This window comes from Sphingomonas sp. Leaf5, from assembly GCF_001421155.1.
Taxonomy (GTDB): Bacteria; Pseudomonadota; Alphaproteobacteria; order Sphingomonadales; family Sphingomonadaceae; genus Sphingomonas.
Genome location: NZ_LMJZ01000005.1, coordinates 78,992 through 96,098 on the forward strand (window position 1 = coordinate 78,992; position 17,107 = coordinate 96,098).

15 protein-coding genes are annotated in these 17,107 nt (G+C 60.4%); 5 read left to right on the forward strand and 10 right to left on the reverse strand.

Translation table 11 applies throughout. The features are described from left to right. Positions 1-18 precede the first annotated feature (18 nt). The 10 genes from ASE50_RS05870 to ASE50_RS18165 form a co-directional block, all read right to left on the reverse strand. Positions 19-858, reverse strand: coding sequence for a hypothetical protein (locus ASE50_RS05870; protein WP_327196512.1), 840 nt, complete (start codon positions 856-858; stop codon positions 19-21). 382 nt (positions 859-1,240) lie between these two features. Then, on the reverse strand, positions 1,241-2,368 hold the full coding sequence (locus ASE50_RS05875; RefSeq protein ID WP_056397021.1) for a glycosyltransferase: 1,128 nt from the start codon (positions 2,366-2,368) through the stop codon (positions 1,241-1,243). Further along, on the reverse strand, positions 2,361-4,376 hold the full coding sequence (locus ASE50_RS05880) for a glycosyltransferase (RefSeq protein WP_056397024.1): 2,016 nt from the start codon (positions 4,374-4,376) through the stop codon (positions 2,361-2,363). The genes ASE50_RS05875 and ASE50_RS05880 overlap by 8 nt, the downstream gene beginning before the upstream one ends. Beyond that, positions 4,373-5,407 carry an EpsG family protein gene (locus ASE50_RS05885; RefSeq protein WP_056397027.1) on the reverse strand — a complete coding sequence of 345 codons (1,035 nt, stop codon included), beginning with the start codon at positions 5,405-5,407 and terminating at the stop codon, positions 4,373-4,375. The genes ASE50_RS05880 and ASE50_RS05885 overlap by 4 nt, the downstream gene beginning before the upstream one ends. Beyond that, entirely contained in the window at positions 5,404-6,414 is a 1,011-nt protein-coding gene (locus ASE50_RS05890) for a glycosyltransferase family 4 protein (protein WP_156347532.1), read from the reverse strand. Before ASE50_RS05890 ends, ASE50_RS05885 begins: the two co-directional genes overlap by 4 nt. A gap of 268 nt (positions 6,415-6,682) precedes the next feature. Next, complete coding sequence (locus ASE50_RS05895) at positions 6,683-7,672, reverse strand: acyltransferase family protein (protein WP_056397032.1); 990 nt, start codon at positions 7,670-7,672, stop codon at positions 6,683-6,685. Positions 7,673-7,838: 166 nt separating this feature from the next. After that, positions 7,839-9,110, reverse strand: coding sequence for an O-antigen translocase (locus ASE50_RS05900; protein ID WP_056397035.1), 1,272 nt, complete (start codon positions 9,108-9,110; stop codon positions 7,839-7,841). 15 nt (positions 9,111-9,125) lie between these two features. Next, positions 9,126-10,241: a DegT/DnrJ/EryC1/StrS family aminotransferase gene (locus ASE50_RS05905; RefSeq protein WP_056397037.1), complete on the reverse strand. Its 1,116-nt coding sequence runs from the start codon at positions 10,239-10,241 to the stop codon at positions 9,126-9,128. Then, positions 10,234-10,998 carry a WxcM-like domain-containing protein gene (locus ASE50_RS05910; protein ID WP_235512211.1) on the reverse strand — a complete coding sequence of 255 codons (765 nt, stop codon included), beginning with the start codon at positions 10,996-10,998 and terminating at the stop codon, positions 10,234-10,236. The genes ASE50_RS05905 and ASE50_RS05910 overlap by 8 nt, the downstream gene beginning before the upstream one ends. Positions 10,999-11,061: 63 nt before the next feature. Next, entirely contained in the window at positions 11,062-12,321 is a 1,260-nt protein-coding gene (locus ASE50_RS18165) for a sugar transferase (RefSeq protein WP_162236164.1), read from the reverse strand. Positions 12,322-12,698: 377 nt separating this feature from the next. Between ASE50_RS18165 and rfbC the strand changes: the two genes are divergently transcribed. The 5 genes from rfbC to ASE50_RS05940 all read left to right on the forward strand — a co-directional run bounded on the left by rfbC (position 12,699) and on the right by ASE50_RS05940 (position 17,082). Continuing rightward, positions 12,699-13,265 (forward strand): dTDP-4-dehydrorhamnose 3,5-epimerase, encoded by a 567-nt coding sequence (gene rfbC, locus ASE50_RS05920; protein ID WP_235512213.1) that lies wholly within the window; start codon positions 12,699-12,701, stop codon positions 13,263-13,265. Positions 13,266-13,279: 14 nt separating this feature from the next. Beyond that, positions 13,280-14,329: a dTDP-glucose 4,6-dehydratase gene (gene rfbB / locus ASE50_RS05925; protein WP_056397046.1), complete on the forward strand. Its 1,050-nt coding sequence runs from the start codon at positions 13,280-13,282 to the stop codon at positions 14,327-14,329. Between the two features lie 34 nt (positions 14,330-14,363). Next, the gene (rfbD, locus tag ASE50_RS05930; RefSeq protein ID WP_056397050.1) at positions 14,364-15,251 is read left to right on the forward strand and encodes a dTDP-4-dehydrorhamnose reductase; all 888 of its coding nucleotides are present in this window, start codon (positions 14,364-14,366) and stop codon (positions 15,249-15,251) included. After that, positions 15,248-16,117 carry a glucose-1-phosphate thymidylyltransferase RfbA gene (rfbA, locus tag ASE50_RS05935; protein WP_056397053.1) on the forward strand — a complete coding sequence of 290 codons (870 nt, stop codon included), beginning with the start codon at positions 15,248-15,250 and terminating at the stop codon, positions 16,115-16,117. Before rfbD ends, rfbA begins: the two co-directional genes overlap by 4 nt. A 95-nt stretch (positions 16,118-16,212) precedes the next feature. Then, a complete protein-coding gene (locus tag ASE50_RS05940) occupies positions 16,213-17,082 on the forward strand; it encodes a glycosyltransferase family 2 protein (RefSeq protein WP_056397056.1) in 870 nt (289 codons plus the stop codon). The last annotated feature ends 25 nt before the right edge of the window (positions 17,083-17,107 follow it).

Consider the following 17,107-nt stretch of genomic DNA (forward strand, 5'->3'; position numbering starts at 1 on the left):
TACCGACACCGGCAGCCGCTACCCGATACGAAAGGGTTCGGCTGCCGGACGTTCCTCGTCGAACTGGTACAGGGCGGAATCATCGAACAGCCGGACCCCGGCATAGCCACGGGGAAAATCGAACCGGACTGCCGGACGCGTACGCACAGCGCGATAGTCGCCACCATGGCCTAGGAACGCGCTACCGCTCAGATCAAGAAAGGCGCGCGCCGCCCCCGGGCCGTTCTGGCTACCAAAAACGATAGCTGGTGCCAGCGCGCTTTTGGCGAAGCGATTGAACACGCATCGCGTGAAGCCATAGGTCAGCAACCGGTCGGGATGATCGACGACGATATCGCTGCCGTGATTATCTTCGAAATATAGTGCGCTGGCATCGATCGCGACGCCGCCTGCCAACCCCGACTGACCGACAAACAGTCCGACCGACCGTTGACCGGGGGCTTCCACGCCGGTCGACTCGATCGTCGTTCCGCGCATCGAAACACTGGTTCCGGCAACGATCTCCACGCCGATCCGCAGCGACGCAAGGATCGAACAAGAATCGATCGCGATCACATTGGGGGTCGACTGATATTTCCCCTGTTCAAGACGGATACCCTGCCGGTCGTAATAGCTGAGGAGATTGTCGATTCTGCCGACCAGGCAGCCAATCAGGTGGACACCATATCCGTTGCGGAAGGTCCGCAGATCGTCGAGTTCAAACTGACGGACATTCTCGATCAGAAGCCCGGCCCCGTTGCCGAAGCCGTTCATGCCGCGGTCCGGCCGCTCGATCCGGATGCCGCTCAGACGAAGATGATCGAATTCGGGCATGTTGCCGACGATCCGTAGCGCCGGGCGATCAACCGATCCGTCCATCAGGAGCATGGTATTGGCCGCCCCGTCTCCCACGATCCCAAGTCCGCGGCCTTTGCCGCCGATGCGAATGGCCAGGGTCCGGGTCGTACGATACTGTCCCGAGGGCAGGCGAAGCGTGGTTCCCGCCGCGCCGACCGCCAGCCAGGCCGCAAGCGCATCGCTATCGTCCGCGCGTCCATCCCCCACGGCTCCGAATTGCTGCGGTACCGGTGCGAGATGCGCCGAAGCGCTATCGGTTCGGGCAACGGGACGCTGCCGAGTACCGATCGTCGCCGCTCCGACTGCTCCGATCGGAATCGCCGAAAACAACGCCCGCCTTGTCGTATCGGTCATTTGAATATTCCGGTCATGACCTCACGGTACGCCTGTCCGGCACAATCGTTCATTGCCGGTGGAACAATAGTCGCATGGCGTCCTTCACCATATGCCCGATCGTGAAGCGATCCTCGAATCGTTGCCGGGCGCGTTGCCGCAACAGATCGTCCTTGCGATCCAGTATCAAGGTCAACGCCTGGCCCAGCGCCGCCGCATCGCCTGCCGGAACCAGCGCACCGGTTTCTCCATGGCCGGAAACTTCCGGCACGCCCGATCCCGCAATGTCGGTTGCGACGATGGGTATCGCGTGCGCCATTGCCTCCAGTTGGACGATCGCATAGGCTTCAGATCGTTCGACCGACGACATGGCATATACCGCGGCGACCTGAAACAGCGCCTGCAACGATGCATCGTCCTGACGCCCCGCCAACAGGACGCGATCCGCTACCCCCAACCGGTCGATCAGCCCGGAAAGGTGATCCCGTTCAGGACCTGCTCCGACGATCACAATACGGGTATCGGACGGCATGTCTCGGGACGCGCGGATCAGCACGTCGAAACCCTTGTATTTGACGAGCCGTCCGACCGCGAGGACGATACGGCCCGTCTCTCCGACGAAATCGGCGATCGCGTCGGGCAGCGTCTGCTGCGGCAGATGATTCACATCGTCGATACCGATCGCCAGCACCCTGGTCTTGTCACGAACCGCGCGCAATCTTGGCGAGGCATCGGCGTAAGCCTGCGTACTGGCAAGCACCAGGTCGGAGCGGCAGAGCAGATATTTCTCGGCCACCCCGACGATGCGGCCGAGCACGCCCTTGTTGACGACATCGCTATGCCAGTAAGTCACCAGACGCCTGGTCCGCAGGAACGGGACCGCCGCAATTGCCAGAACATTGGGATAATGGACCAGCACGACATCTGCGTCGCGCGCGCGTCGGATCGTGCGCCATAGCCATGGGAAGCTGATCGGCTGCGACGAAACCGTTCGCCCGGCATGCGACCGGTCGACGATGACGTCACCGACCCGCTCCACGACGGTCTCGTCGCGGGTAAAGACGGTGATTTCGGACGATATGCCGCTGGCCGCTACCCCGTCCGCCAGATTCTTGGCAAAAGTTTCGATCCCTCCCCATTCGGGTGGATAAAATTTGCCGATCTGAACGAACCGCTTTTGATGCACAGTATCATGCATGGTGCTTGCTCGTGGATGTCGTCGCCAGCGCATGGTCAAGGACGGCAACGGCCGTCCGATCCCAGTCAAAACGGCCCGCATTGCGATAACCCGCTGCGATGATCGCTACGCGGCGCGCCTCATCCTCCAGCAACGTGACGACATGGGCCGCCAGTTCGCTCGGGCGGTCTGCCTCGAAATACAGCGCGGCGTCACCGGCGATCTCGGGCAATGCACCGCATTTCGTACTGCACACCGGGACGCCCAGCCCCTGTGCTTCCAATATGGGCAGGCAGAAGCCTTCGGCGACCGATGCGATGGTCAATGCGACCGCGCCGCGATAGGCGGCTGCCAGCGCTTCGTCATCGACCGCTTCCAGAACACGCACGGCTCCCTGCATGGCGTGCCGCTCCACGGCTGCCGCACGCAATCCATGCGGATCGGCACCGACGTGGCACAGGTCGATGGCATGGCCTTGGGCGCGGAGTTCGGCGAGCGCCGCAACTATACAATCGATGTTCTTGTTCGGCAGCACGGCACCGACGAACAGGATGTAAGGCCTGGGCGCTGCCAGGGGTTCGGCGGCGGGCAGGTCGCGCCCCGCCGAATGGACCGTCACGATCCGATCGCCGATGTCGGGCCATGCCTTGGCAACCTCTCGCGCCGTATTGTCCGATATGGCGATGACCACGTCACTGGCACGCGCCGCGCGGGGTACCGCCAGTGCGAGATACCGGCGTCGCCGCGGCTCGACCAGTTGGGGGACGGTGCGGAAATACAGATCGTGGATGATGGTGACGACCCGCCGCGCACCGCTGGTCGGTCCGGCAAAGATCGGATTGACGATCACCGCAACCTTGTCCCGACGCAGCCGGGCAGGGAGTAAGGCACGTTCGTACAGGACCCGGGCGACCCGGTTCTTCAACCTCGGCGTCGGCGACAGGAACCGGCGCGCCAGCGGCGAAAAATGGTCGGTGCCACCTGGCTGGACGATCCCCTGCAAGGTCGCCTCGACCCGCCCGTCGTCGACCACCCGTACCATCGCTTCAAACAGCGACACCGCGTATCGCGATGTCCCCCCCACGAGGATTGCACTAACAGCGGTCAGGTTGACCGCGATCCGTGGCGCCTGTCTGGGCGGGGGCAGGCGGCGGGCATCATTGATGGCCCGGACGCGAAACGCGGCCTGCGCCTTGTCGTCACGGCGCGCCGCAAGACGCAACAGGACCTTGCCCAACATCAAGGGATATTGGGTTGCACGCAGCCATTTCGGGAAATGCTTGCGTAAGAAGCGAATCTGCCCCTCATGGAACATGCGCGCGCCGAACGGCGACGTGCCGCCGCCGGTCAGAATGCTGACCTTGTGATCGAGCGTAGGTTCCCTGAGGACGGTGATCGGCTGTTTCGCGACCAGGCAGCGATACGCCCAGTCGACGTCTTCCCAATATACGAAGAATTGTTCGTCGAACAAACCGATGCGCTCGAGCGTCGCGCGCTCGATCAGCAGACAGCATCCCGGAGCGAACGTCGCCGGCCAGAAATCGCCACGGGGCGGTGGCGTCTCGAACATCCGTGCCTGGAACGCCCCCCGCCACCAGGTAAAGTCGCCGCCGGCATACCAGAACCGGTCACGCCAGGTGGCATATCGTACCGCGGGTGCCAGGACCGTGGTCCCGTCACGTGCCGGCGAATGTGCCAGTCGCCCCAGAAAATCCCGGTCGAACACGACGTCGTTGTTGATGATGACGACCGCGCCGTAACCGGCTGCCAGAGCAACCCGCATGCCCTGATTGGTGGCGGCCCCGAACCCGACATTCTCCGAATTGCGGATCAGGACATGCAGCGGCCCATCCCAAGCCTCGACCATCGCGACCGAGGCATCGCTCGACGCATTGTCGACGACAATCAGGTCCCAGGCACGATCGATCTGCCGATCCAGCGAGTTGAGAAAATCTGCGAGAACCGGTTCACTGTTATAGGTAACGGTAATCAGCGCCAGACGGTCGCCGCGTTGCAATCCGGGCGTCATGTCAGCACCTGTGTAGTCGTATAGCCATAGTATAGATACGCCGCCGCAGCGAACCACAATATGATCGGCGGGATCTGACGTATCGATATTGGTTCCCTGAAGACCAGAAAGATGATGCCGACCGCCAAAGAGTCGCGCAGTCGCAGCGCCAATTCCAGTGAATCCCGCAACAATACCAGCGACAGATAGGACATGAGCGTCATGCCGAAGAACACCCGGGTATATTCGTTCTCGAACGTCGAGGGTATCGTGACCATCCACACGATGATACCGACGGTCATCACGCTGGCGAACGACAGGATATTGGCACTATCCGCATTCAGGTCGTTGTAGACATAGGCGGTCGTCAACGGATTGAACTGGGAGAAGACGTCGACGATCAGCTGCTGGAGCGCGGGCAGGACTGTCGATCCGGCAACCAGGATCAGCGCGCCCACGATGATGACAACACGCCCCTTGATCTGTCGGGCACCCAAAGCGACCAACGGCATCACGACCATGCTGTAGTGGAACAGGATGCCAGCGACGGTGAAGACCGCGAACATCCACCACCGTCGCTGCAGCATCGCATGGATGCCCAGCAGCGCGAAGCCGATCCCTACCGCCGCCCGGATCTGGGTATATTCGTGGAGGAGATAGAACCCCAGTATGTAGCTCATCGCGGCAAGGAGCGGAGAGCGAAGATATCGCTCGAACAGATAGAATTTGCAGCCCAGCGATACGCCGGCCATCCCTACGAACAGGGACTCGTATCCAAGGCCAAGATTGCTCCAAAGCCACGAAATGATCTGGAAACCATATTCGAACCGGCTATTGGCAAGATCGAAGAACGGCCCGATCGTCTGGTAATAAAATAGATAGTTCGGAAGATCGGGAGAATCGCCGAACCACTGCTGTCCCGCGGCTAGCGAAAGCACCGCCCACATCGTGACCAGAGCGATGCGGGTGATTAACTGCGTTTCAGCGTCGCGCTCGACGGGACCGGGAATCCGTACCGCAAACCGGTCCTGGAACATCGTGCCGATGGTCATGGCATCACCCTGCCGGGCAACAACGCCAGCATCCTTGCCGCGACCTGGGACCAGGCGAATTTGGCGACCGCTTCCAACCCGTGTGCGACGCGTGACTGCCGATCGCTCCCCTGATCGATCGCCCGTATCGCAGCGGCAATGGCATCGGGATCACGATTGGCCACGATCCATGCATTGTCGGGCGTCGCGGGAAGATAACCGGTCGTGACGACAGGCGTGCCGCACGCCATCGCTTCCATCACCGGATAATGAACGGCGCCGTGCTGGATCGTCCCCGGTGCCACCATCGCGTCGATCGAGCGGTAGAAGCCGGCAAGCGCGGCGTCTCCCTGCAACGGCACGACTTCGGCGGCCGGGTGGCTCCAGTCCGTCGGAAGATTGCCGAATGCCACGCGAAGGCGATAGCGCGGATCGGCGGCATGCAGTTTCTCGAACGCCTTGAGGACGTAGATCGTCCCCTTGTCCGGTTCGTGCCGGCCGATGCATCCAAGGACGAACGTGTCACGATCGCGCCGGTCCGAATCTGGTCTGAAATTCGACAGGTCGATACCCGGCGGCACCCAATGTTCCGCGCGGATGCCCTTGTAACGAAGGTAGAGTGGCGAATTCACGATCCGCAACGCCGGAATGGCATAGGACGCCTTGGCCAGCGCCCAATGGACCGGTTGCTTCATCGCATCGAAGAAGTCCGGTTCATATGCCTGAATATAATAGACCCGTTTTCTTGCCGGAATACCCGCCACCAGCAACAACAAGGGTGTGAATGCCTGGTTCGCGAGGAAGACGTCATAGTCGTCGCGCAACGCCCGCAGCCCCTTGAACAGGGCACGGAAACGATCCTTGCCCGGCATCGGTCGGGCATCTGAAGACCCCGTTGCCAGCGTGCCGTCGCGACGCACCCGACGGATGCCGCCATTGGTTTCGAAATAGGGGCGATCCACGCCTTCGGGAACGAGGAAATCGACCGTGATTCCACGATCAGACCATTCGCTGGCCAGGCGGGACAAGACGCGATAGCCCCCCTGTGCCCCGAAACCAAAAATCGGGATGAGGATCTTCACAACGGCCACCACTGCAAACCTGCCCCGTCGAAGACTGCACGGCGGGCAACTGGGTCACGCCTCTACCGTCGCCCGCCCCCGATGGCAAATGCGCGCCGGATGGAGCCGCCCTCCGCGTGCCTCTTGTCCAAAGGATTCCGCCCATGGGGACCGGGCAGAAGCTGTCGGCAGCCTTGGCCGCATGGAAATTCCTTGCCCGGCCGGCATGGCCGTTTCAGGTCGTTCCGGCCGCCTGTGTTGCTACCGGCCTTCCACGACGGTTCAGCCAGCGCTGCACCGGCCTCTCAAACGCCATGTACAACGGAACGGAAAGCAGAACGGAAACACCGCCCGCGATCAGGGCAACAATCCCGTAACTACCGAATATACCGGTGGCATATCGCATCACCAGTTGATGGATCATATACAACATGAAACTGGCTTCGCCCATTAGCAAGGCCAGCGGATGCGATATCCATTCGGAAATTTTTCCCGCTTCATGTGCAAATACCCAAACCAGAGCAATTGCAGCCGGCAAGAAAGCCAACGATAATGAAAACTGCTCGGGTATGTTGACATAGTTTATCAACAGGATAGACGATATGGCGAAAGAAATAGTAAGTATTTCAAATATTGTTCCGCTTCTTGCCCTTATCCCTTGGACATAGGACCGGCCCAAGGCCATTCCAACTACGAATTCCACCAACCGAACCAGCGGTTTTATGTAGAACATCCAATGGGACGTTACCGGCAAGGCCGCTTCGTCCCACGACGCAGCAAGTATGACGATCGACATAGTCCAGAAAAGGACCAGGACAAGGGATAATTTTACCCCTATCTTCGACAAGCCAACGATCAATATCGGGCATAGGGCATAAAAGAACTGCTCGTCAGAAATACTCCACGATACTGCATTCATGCTGAAGTAAATGCTTGGCGCTACAAACCAGCTTTGTATCAAAAGAACATTTGCTGCCAGACCGTCCCATGCCTGACTGGCCGAGCCGGCCATCGGCACAACCGCGAGCGGCATTGCCAGGATTACCGTAAGAAGATGGGTCGGATAGATTCTTGAAAATCTTCTGCGCAGAAAGGCGAAGGCGTCTTTCCCGGATTTGATACGCCCGTCGTAATTGTACGCAAGAATAAAACCCGACAGCACAAAGAAGAAAGTTACCCCCACATGGCCTGCCGGAAGCAGGCCGACGTGATGGATCACTACCATCAACGCCGCAAAAAAAGCGCAAGGACGTGAGAGGCTTGAGGGTAGAAATGGCCGACATCCAGACTCTTCTATCTATAATATCAGATCAATCGGAATAATACCGACAATTAATTTTCCAGTATGACGGCGACAGAAAATGGTGAGCCATCAGCATATGTTGTTGGATTTATGCCATATCAGCGTCATCGTTCTTGTGGCTGATCTTTCGAAATATCAGCAGATACAGCGTAACCAGATAGATCGAATAGGTCGCAAGATGGGCGGCGGCGACACCCTTGAAGCCCAGAACCGGGGTCAATAGAACCGTCATGACCCAGAACAACCCGGCAAAGACGATTTCAGTGGTAATGAACAACGTCGTCATCGCCCGCCCGAGCATCACGAACGCCAGCATCCAGCTCGCGATTTTTACGACGTCGCCCATCATCTGCAACGCGAACAGGTCGCGCATCGGAAGGAACGACGGCGCGAACAGGATCTGGATGATGAGATCGCGCAACAAATACACGCAGCACGACAATAGTGCCACCACAGGCACGACTACCTTGAAACTACGAACGATTTCAGAATGGACGTCGCGAATATCTTTCAGTTCGGAAATCTTAGGGAGATAGTAGAGTGACAGGGTGGTCGTGATGAACGTGAGATACAACGCGCTGATACGCCACATCGCATCCCAATATCCGGCATAATCCATGCCGAACTGGACAACCAGATGCTGGCGTACCGCGATCAGGCTGAAGGGACCGGCAAGGGCGGTTGCCGCAGCCATCAGAACATAGCGTCCCAGTTTCGCGGCGAACACCCGGTCGATCCGGCCGACCATGTCCCGCCAGGCGAACCAGTCCGCCGACATGGTCTGATGCAGGGTCACGAAAAACGTCAGCGCCTGATTCAAAGTCAGCGCGACGAGCGCGCCATATAGACCGAACCAGAAGCTCAGTCCGATCGTCGCCAGCAGGCCGATGATCGATCCCGCGATGCCCGACACGACGAAACGCCGCAGTTCCTTGCGTCCTTGCAGGATCGACAGGAACAATGCGTTGAAACCGATCAGGACCAGCGCGGCGGCCAGCCACAGGAACACGCCGTAATAGCCGGCATCCCCCAGCAGCAACCGCGCCAGCCAGACGCTCGCCACCGCCACCGCCACCGCGCTGCCGCACGACGCCAGCAGGGTTATCGTACCGGCGGTGCGCCATAGTCGCCGTTGCGCGGCAAGATCATCGCCATGTTCGGCGGTGTATTTGGTGACCCCGGTTCCCAACGCGCCCGTCGCGAACGCGATCACCACGGTGATGCCGTTCTGGAACTGCCCGATCAGCGCATAGCCCGCCGGACCGACCAGAACCGCGAGAAACTTGTTGACGACGAGCGCGCTGACCATGCGCACGCCGACCGCCAACCCGTTCCAGACACTGGTCTTCAAAAGCGCCATGGTGACTGCGATCGATCAGGACGGACGGCGTTCGACCCAGGCATGGATTGCACCGACCACCCGCTGCGCCTGTTCCTCGGTCATGGTCGGCCCTATCGGCAGGCTCAGGACCTCACGGTGGATCGCTTCGCTGATCGGCAAGCTACCCTCACCGACACCAAGCCCGGCATAGGCAGGCTGGAGATGGGGTGGAATGGGATAATGGATCATCGTGGCGATGCCCCGCTCGCGCAGGAAGGCCGCCAGCCCGTCGCGATCGTCGGTCCGCACGACATACAGGTGCCAGACCGGTTCCGATCCGGTGGCGACGCTCGGCAGGATCAGTCCGCGGTCCTTCAGTCCGCGATCATAGACGGCCGCGATCCGCGAACGCTGGGCGTTCTCGGCGTCCAACCGGCTCAGCCGAACCGCGAGGATCGCGGCCTGCAACTCGTCGAGCCGGCTGTTGAAACCCACGACTTCGTTGTGATATTTGACCCGCGAACCATAGTTGCGCAGCACCCGAAGCCGGTCGGCGATTTCGGGGTCGTTGGTGGTGACGGCTCCGCCATCGCCCATCGCACCAAGGTTCTTGCCGGGATAGAAGCTCCAGGCGACTGCATCGCCATGCCCGCCTATCCGGATACCATCGTGGCGCGCACCATGCGCCTGCGCGCCATCCTCCAGCACTCGCAGGCCATGCCGGCGCGCGATGTCGAGGATCGCGGTCATGTCTGCGGCCTGTCCATACAGATGGACGGGAAGGATGACCTTGCTTCGGGACGTGATCGCCGCCTCGATCCGTGCCGGATCGATGTTGTAGGTCGCATCGGGCTCGACCGGCACCGGCACCGCCCCGACGTGACTGACGGCCAGCCACGTGGCGATATAGGTGTTGGACGGAACGATCACTTCATCGCCTTCGCCCACGCCCATCGCCAGCAGGGCAAGCTCCAGCGCGTCCAGTCCGTTGGCGACGCCGACACATGCCTTTGCCCCGCAATAGTCGGCATAGGCCGCCTCGAAGTTGGTGACTTCGTTGCCGAGAATGTACCAACCGCTGTCGAGCACTCGCGTCATCGCATCGGCAATCTCGTCCCTCGCGCTCGCGAATACGGCACCAAGGTCGAGAAAGGAAATGTTGTCAGTCAATGCGCGCGCCCTTGTCGTGCTCTGTCTCGGCCAGAAACGTGGAATATTCACGAATATAATCCTTGGGATCATATCGGTGCGAAGCGAATACCAGCAGCACCGCTCCGGGGGAGTATTGGTACTGGGTACCCCATATCATCGGCGGCATGTACAGCCCCTGATAGGGTTCGGACAGCACGAATTCACGCCGCGCGGATCCGTCGTCCACGATGCAGGTGACGCTGCCGTGGACGCAGACTAGGAACTGGTGGCATTCACGATGGGCGTGCTCGCCGCGCGTGTCCTTGCTGGGGACGTCGTACACCAAGAAATACCGCTCGGGAACGAACGGCACCGATCCCTCGAACTCGCCAACCGTCAGCTTGCCGCGCATGTCGACCGCGGTCATCATCCGGTGAAAGCTGACGCCACCGATCCCTGCGGGTTCGATCCGCGCGGCCTGCGCGCCACCGGCCATCACTGTGCGCGGTGTGTCGGTGTAACCGATGATCGTAGCCGGGTTTCCCTTGACGATCGCAAAGTCGGGAACCGACGTCTCGACCACCGCGCCCACTTCGATACGCGCCTGGCGACCGATCGTAACGCCGGCAACGATCACCGCGTTGCCCCCAACGATCGCTCCCTTCTCGATCGTCGTAACCCGTTGATTATCCGCATCTCCAACCGGAGGAACCACCGAAACCCCCGGCCCAACGAGGACATCATCGCCAATACGAAGCGTACCCGAGAAACTCGCAAACATGGCACCAGCGTCCAAAGAGGGCGCTGGTTCTATACGTGCGTCTGACATTTAATCGGATCTCCCTACGACACTTGCTTTTTAGCGAGCACCAAAACCTGTAACCATCGTCCTAACTGTTCGAGCAACAATAAGCAGATCGATCCATGGGGAAAAATGTTTCACGTAATAAAAATCGTAATGAAGCTTACTTGTGACATCAGATATTTCCGCGACATGCCCTTGGTTTACCTGTGCCCAACCGGTTATTCCAGGACGCACGATATGGCGGTATCTATAAAACGGAATTTCTTCCTCATACCATTGCGAAAGTACCTCGGCTTCAGGACGAGGGCCAATCCAACTCATCTCGCCACGTAAAACATTCAGTAGTTGCGGCAATTCGTCGATCCGTGTCATCCGCAACCACTTGCCCAATTTAGTAATCCGAGCATCGTCACTTTGGGTCATAGCAGCATTACGCGCATCAGCTTCTGCTGCGGTAGCTTGCTTCATCGTTCTAAATTTATAAACTATGAACGGAAGTCCACGGTATCCAATGCGCCGCTGGCGAAATAGCGCTGGCCCTGGTGAACTAAGCTTTATTGCCACGGTTACTACTAAAAACGCGGGTATAAGTACCATAATAGCAAGAGCGGCTAATACCCAGTCTATTACATGCTTCAAGCTCATGTAGGCTGAAATCGGCGATAAACTTCCAAAACTACTTTCAGATAACTGTTCCAGTTCCACCCGGCCAGTCATTGATTCGTATAGGTGCTTAATATGATATACCGGCAAGCCAGAAAGAGCATAATCCGCCAAGCGACGCTCCCATTCATCGGGCAAATCTTGACGGAGGTCGACAGCAACCGCAGCCAACTCGGAAACATCAGCCAAGGGGTCAGCCAAAGGGAACCAGCGAACTTGGCTCAACTCTTCCACATATGCGCTATTAGTCTCCCCGACTAATCCGATGCGCAAATCACGCGCTCTTTGTATTTTGAAATACACAACGTACATCCAACATACGCTAGATATGAAACTACCGAACAAGACAGCGATCGAATAATTAAATCTGCCTAATACGAAAAATAGTATCAAAGTACCGTATGAAAATGCAAACGAAGGAACAATATATACACTGTACTCGGCCCCGGGATACGTACTGATTCCCCGGAATGTCAGCGTTCCAATGCATACCGCGATAATACACCCGACAAAGGTCATTATGACGATGTGCTCACTACCCTCTCCTGATAAACGGATTAAAAACGGCACTGAAGCCGCTATCAAGCCACCCGTTATCTGTAATCTTAGGGAATGCCAGGAGCTATTTCGGCTGACATCGAACAGGGACATGTATAAATCCTGCGTTTTGTAGCCTATATGCGCTTGCATCGCTCGACGTCGACGCAATCACATTGGCTACCTATAACGACCTTGTGACTGACGCCGGTGGCTAGAGACCGACGACAAAAAAGTAAACGTTCCTCTGCCTGCGCGTACGGATGGACGTCCTCAGCGCAGCTAACAAATGCCTGATTTAGATAGAATTTCTTTCAGGCAGCATCACGTCATATTCTGCATGAAACCGACCGGGAAAGCCTCACCCCGTTAAAAATTTAGGCTCTTGCTTTATACCGAATAGCAGAAGCGATCAGTTCAATAACTGTGGTAGCCGGAGCAAAGGCATCTTGCAGGTTGTCGGCTTCTGCTTCGATCGTTAGCAGGCCCCTATGATGGACGCGCCAGTCAAACGTTTAGTGCCCCGTCGTCACGGTGACGACCGTGGCTGGTTCACCGAAGTCCATTCGGTGCCCGCCTTTGAAAAGCTCGGGATCACCTGCACCTTCGTGCAGGACAATCACTCCCTGTCGGTGCCCGCCTTCACCCTGCGCGGCCTCCACTTTCAGACGCCACCTAGAGGCCAAGACAAGCTAGTCCGCTGCATCCGTGGCCGGATTTTCGACGTCGCGGTCGATGTACGTAAGGGTTCGCCGACCTACGGCCAGTGGGTCGGGGCTGAGCTGTCGGCCGAGAATGGGCATCAGCTCTTCATTCCGATCGGTTTCGCACACGGCTTCGTGACGCTCGAGCCCGATTGCGAAGTCACCTATAAGTGCTCGGACACCTATGCTCCCGCGAACGACGGCGGCATCGCCTGGGACAGCGTCGGCATCGACTGGCCTATACCTAGGGGAACCATCCCCGAGCTCAGCGCCAAGGACAAGGTGCAGCCGACGCTCGCTCAGTTCGACAGTCCGTTCGCCTATGACGGCCGCCGGCTAGCCCCGCTTTCCTAAAAAGGACCTCGACAATGCGCATCTTCGTCACCGGCGGGGCCGGCTTCATCGGCTCAGCGCTGGTCCGCCATCTGATCGAGAACACGACCCACAACGTCCTGAACTTCGACAAGCTGACCTATGCCGGCACGCTGACCACGGTCGAGCGGGTCGCCGACAGCGATCGGTACCAGTTCGTCCAGGGCGATATCTGCGATGCGGAAGCGGTCCGTGCCGCGATCGCCGGCTTCCGGCCCGACGTCATCACCCATCTGGCCGCCGAGAGCCATGTCGACCGCTCGATCGATGGCCCCGGCGCGTTCGTGCAGACCAATGTCGTCGGCACCTATACGATGCTGGCCGAGGCGCGCGCCTATTGGCTGTCGCTGGGCGAGGATGCGCGCAAGGCGTTCCGTTTCCACCATATCTCGACCGACGAGGTGTATGGCACATTGGGCGATACCGGCCTGTTCACCGAAGACACCCCCTATGACCCGCGTTCGCCCTATTCGGCGTCGAAGGCGGGCAGCGACCATCTGGTCAGCGCATGGGGCCATACCTTCGGCCTGCCGGTGCTCATCACCAACTGTTCGAACAATTACGGGCCGTATCATTTCCCCGAAAAGCTGATCCCGCTGATGATCGCCAAGGCGCTCGATGGCGAAAAGCTCCCCATTTATGGCAAGGGCGATCAGGTCCGCGACTGGCTGTATGTCGAGGACCATGTCCGCGCGCTGCAGGCGGTGTTCGAGCGGGGCGAGCCGGGCCGGACCTATAATGTCGGCGGCCATAACGAACGACAGAATATCGAGGTGGTGCAGACGCTGTGCGCGATCCTCGACGAACTGCGTCCGCGCGCCGATGGCACGCCCTATGCCGAGCAGATGACCGAGGTGGCCGACCGCCCCGGCCATGACAAGCGCTATGCGATCGACGCGTCGCGCATCGGTGCCGAACTGGGCTGGACGCCCGCTGAAACCTTCGAGACCGGCATCCGCAAGACGGTCGAGTGGTATCTGGCGAACGAGGATTGGTGGCGTCCGCTGGTCGCCGCCAAGGCCGCCGAACGGCGTGGGGTCGCGTGATGCAACGTCGACCTGTCGACATGTCGGGTGCGCGATGAAGCCGATCCTCGTCACCGGCGCCAACGGGCAATTGGGCCGCGAGCTGGCGCGCATCGCCTGCCCGACCGGCTATGAAGTCGTCGCGCTCGACCGGGCCGCGCTCGACCTGACCGATCCGGCGGCGATCTTGGGACTGGTCGCCTCGCGCGACTGGGCGGCGGTCATCAACGGCGCCGCCTATACCGCGGTCGACAAGGCCGAGAGCGACGTGGTCGCGGCGTGGGCCATCAACGCGCTGGCCCCGGCCGCCTTCGCGCAGGCCTGTGGCGCGGCCGGCATCCCGCTGGTGCAGGTATCGACCGATTACGTCTTCGCCGGGGACAAGGACGGCGCATGGGAAGTGACCGATCCGGTCGCGCCGCTCGGCGTCTATGGCGCGTCGAAACTGGGCGGCGAACTGGCAGTCCGCACCAGCGGCGCGCGCCATGCGATCGTTCGCACCGCGTGGGTCGTGTCGGCGCATGGTAGCAACTTCGTGAAGACGATGCTGCGCGTCGCCGAAACACGCGACACCCTGTCGGTGGTCGACGATCAGGTCGGGTCGCCGACCAGCGCCGCCGATCTGGCGCAGGCGCTGCTAACGATCGCCGTCCGTCTGGCCGAGGACGCCGACGCGCCGACCGGCACCTTTCATTTCAGCAATGCCGGCGCGGTCAGCTGGGCCGGTTTCGCGCGCGAGATCTTTGCGCAATCGGCGGCGCGCGGCGGGGCCTCGGCCGAGGTCGCACCGATCCCGAGCAGCGACTATCCGACCCCGGCGAAACGCCCGGCCAATTCGCTGCTCAGCCACACCGCCATCCACGCCGCCTATGGCATCGCCCCACGTCCGTGGCAGGCGGCGCTTGGGCCTATTCTCGACGAACTGATCGGACATACAGCATGAAGGGCATCATCCTCGCCGGCGGCTCGGGCACGCGGCTTCACCCGGCGACGCTGGCGGTGAACAAGCAGCTGCTGCCCGTCTATGACAAGCCGATGATCTATTACCCGCTGAGCGTATTGATGCTGGCGGGCATTCGCGACATCCTCATCATCTCGTCGCCCGAATTCATCGACAATTACCGCCGCCTGTTCGGCGACGGATCGGCGTTCGGCCTGACCATGTCCTATGCCGAACAGCCCAGCCCCGATGGCCTCGCACAGGCGTTCACCATCGGTGCGGACTTCATCGGCGACGATAACGTCGCGCTGGTGCTGGGCGACAACATCTTCTTCGGCGCGCACCTGACCGATCTGCTCGCCAGCGCCGTCGCCCGCCCCACCGGCGCGACCGTGTTCAGCTACCGCGTCGATGACCCCGAACGCTACGGCGTGGTCGAATTCGGCGAAGGCGGCCGCGCGATCAGCCTCGAAGAAAAGCCGGCTGCGCCGAAGTCGAACCACGCGGTCACCGGCCTGTATTTCTACGACAACCGCGTCGTCGACTATGCCCGCAACCTGAAGCCCTCGCCCCGCGGCGAGCTGGAGATCACCGATCTCAACCGGCTCTATATGGAGGCTGGCGATCTGTACGTCGAACAGATGGGCCGGGGGTATGCGTGGCTCGACACCGGTACGCATGACAGCCTGCTGGAGGCGGGCGAGTTCGTGCGGACGTTGCAGAAGCGGCAAGGCGTGCAGGTTGCGTGTCTGGAGGAAATCGCGTTCGAGATGGGCTTCATCTCGGCCGAACAGGCGCGCGCGGCGGGTGAGCGGTTCAAGAAGACCGCTTATGGCCGCGCGATCCTGAACGCGGTGGACGGGCGGTAATCCAGATCCCGCCTGCCGCCGGATCGGGGCCGGCGGTGACAAAGGGAGGCAGACCGACTAGGACGACCCTCCCCCATCTTCCCGGAAAATCGTTCGTGCCGCCACTCGCCATCATCACCATGGTCTATAATGAGGCGGAAAAACTGCCGATCTGGCTGCGACATTATGCGCGTCAGGTCGGGCTGGCGCATTGTTACGTCATCGATCACGGGTCGGACGACGGCTCTACCGAAACGCTCGGTGGCGCAAGCCGGATCGCACTGCCGCGTTCGCCGCAGGACAATGATCAGCGACTGGCGCTGGTCGCCGATCTGACCCGCGGGTTGCTGCGCTATTATCGCCGTGTGGCTTATGTCGATGCCGACGAACTGCTGCTCGCCGATCCGGCGCGCTACCGCGACCTCAGCGACTATGCAGAGCGGATGAATGCCGACGCGATCACCTCGATCGGGCTGGAGATCGTTCATGGCACGGGCGAACCGCCACTGGATTCCACACGCGGGGTCGGTGGACAGCGCGGCAGCGCGATCTTTTCCTCATCGATGTGCAAGAGCAACATGGTCGGGCGCGGGGTCAGTTGGGCACCGGGCTGGCATTCGCACGATGCAGCCCCGCGCTTCGACGATCTGTACCTGTTCCATCTCCGTCACGCCGATCTCGATCAGGCGCTGCGGCGGCTCGCCACCACCCGGGCAATGCCATGGGTCAGCGAAGCCGCGGGTAGGCACCAGCGCAACGACGACGACTGGATGCGCGGCGTCGTCAGCCATTTCGGCGGGCTGCCGTTCGATCCCGGGGCCGGGGTCGCGCAGGCCGACGGGCCGGTCGCGCAAGCGTTACGGGCGTTCGTGGCGGACGCCACGCCGGGTGCGACCCCGGCGCATCCATGGTCGGTGCCGCTGGCGCGCTATGGCCGGCCGCGCCTCGCGATCGAACCGCGCTTTCGCGAGGCACTGGACGCATAATCCGCGACATCTTTAAGCAATCTTT